General features: G+C 41.4%; 2 protein-coding genes. Both read right to left on the bottom strand.

All coding sequences use genetic code 11. The annotated features are described in order from the left end of the window. Positions 1–393 precede the first annotated feature (393 nt). Entirely contained in the window at positions 394–1,140 is a 747-nt protein-coding gene (gene istB / locus G470_RS0111580) for an IS21-like element helper ATPase IstB (protein ID WP_028274929.1), read from the bottom strand. Continuing rightward, on the bottom strand, positions 1,133–1,888 hold a 756-nt coding region (locus tag G470_RS0111575; RefSeq protein WP_028274928.1), incomplete at its 5' end, for a Mu transposase domain-containing protein. The genes istB and G470_RS0111575, both read right to left, overlap by 8 nt.

Raw genomic sequence — 1,888 nt, 5'->3', positions numbered from 1 at the left:
TTAAGCGTCGTAACTTAAACTTTAGAGGATTATTGGGAGGCTAACAAGGCCTTTTTTTATTGCCAGACTATGTACTTATTCATTGCAATCTTCTGCATTTCTATATTGCCATAAACACCTCCTCTATAATTGTGTATGCCCTTGGGCATGACCTCAATTATACAGAAAGTTTGATGTGTTGGATGGGTTTATTGGACTGGCTCTCTCATATGCATTGGCTGGTTCTCTTTCGCACATTCAGTGGCTCTAAACTCCGCACAGGTGGCTCTTTTGGAATGCAATATTCAGTCTTCCAACGGGAGTTTGCCGAACCGTTCGGACAGTTGTCAAGGGCAATTTAAAATTGTAGGTATTCGGCAATCTAAAAATGTAGGTTTTGGGCAATTTAACTAGCTAGTCACTTTTTAATTTTCCTTTGAGACGATAGGACTTTCCAGTGATTTTGAATATCTTCGCATGATGGACCAGCCGGTCTAAAATGGCGGCGGCTATTTCAGTGTTTTGGAAGAGTTCGCCCCAGCGGGATAATGTAATATTTGAAGTAACCATGGTTGTTTTCTGCTCATATCGCAAGGTGAGTAATTGAAAGAAGAGATCGGCCTCAACTTTTTGAATGGGCAGATAGCCAATTTCATCGATAATCAATACATCATATCGGACGTATCGTTTGATCACTCGTTCAATCGTGCCTTTCTCATATGCTGATCGCAGGCGCAAAAGGAGTTCATGACAACTGATAAACAAGGTCCGATGGCCCTGTCGACAGGCTTCAATGCCTAAGGCAATGACGAGATGTGTTTTGCCGACGCCTGGGTTCCCAATGAAAATGAGGTTTTCCTTTTTCTCTAAAAATCCCAAGGATTTTAAGTCGAGGATTTCTTTTTTATTGATGCTGGGCTGAAAATCAAAATCGAATTCATCTAAAGTGGTTCGTTTAGGAAAGCGAGCGCGTTTGATGACGCGCTCAACTTTCTGTTCCTCTTGAAAGACCAGCTCCTGCTCTGTGAGTTTCAAAAGAGCTTCTGTAAAGGGAATCTCTTGTTCATTTACGATATCTATGTAATTTGGCACATATTCTCGCATAAAGCCTAAGTTTAAGGCTTCTAGATTGTTTAATAGTTTTTGATATGAACTACTCATTGGTGTCTGCCTCCAATAAATCATATAATTTCATACTCTGCCTAATGTGTTCCTGTATTTCGTCCTCTTCTTTGTGGCTCATGACATCTGATTTTAAAATCTGGACCAAATCCTCTTGGTGGTAATTTAATTTTTTTGTGGTTATCTGATGCGAACGAATCCGCTCTCCGTTATAATAGAAGTGCACGAGCTCTTCGTTTTCGGAAAGTTCCACTTCAACTTCTTTTCCGATATAACGAGGGTCGACAGAGTACTTACACTGACGGAAATTGACCATGGCCTCATTGGTGACTTTACGGGTAATAAAGTCTTCAAAGTAAGGTGTTAAAAGGTCTTTCTTCAATTTGTGTAGGTGCTCTTTTTCATTTATCTCCCACCGGAGATTGGGAATTTCATTGGTCGCTTGGCTCACTTCCGAATTCATTTCTTCACATAATTCATTGACGATGTGGATTAAATCCACGCTGTCATAGAACTCGTGATTATAGACGCGCAATCGTTCAACCGCTCGGGCTAAAGCCTCGACACTGCCTTTAGTCTGTGGTCGGAAGGGCCGACAAACCATCGTCTGAAAACCGGCGTCTTTACTGAAGGCATAAAAACGTTCATTCAATTGGGCTTTTGAGAATTGCGTTCTCGAATGATCCACGACCGTCTTCATATTGTCGAACCAGATTTCTTCAGGTACACCACCGGTGTAGTAAAAGGCGTCATTTAGGCAAGAAAACAAGGTGTCTTGTTTGCGATC

It is taken from the genome of Atopococcus tabaci DSM 17538 (assembly GCF_000429585.1).
Taxonomy (GTDB): domain Bacteria; phylum Bacillota; class Bacilli; order Lactobacillales; family Carnobacteriaceae_A; genus Atopococcus; species Atopococcus tabaci.
The sequence above is the reverse complement of the archived record's forward strand: the minus strand, read 5'-3'. Positions and strand labels throughout refer to the sequence as shown.

What these genes read in the sequence shown, in the direction of transcription:
- istB (WP_028274929.1), bottom strand. Translation starts at nt 1,140, where the DNA reads ATGAGTAGTTCATATCAAAAACTATTAAACAATCTAGAAGCCTTAAAC.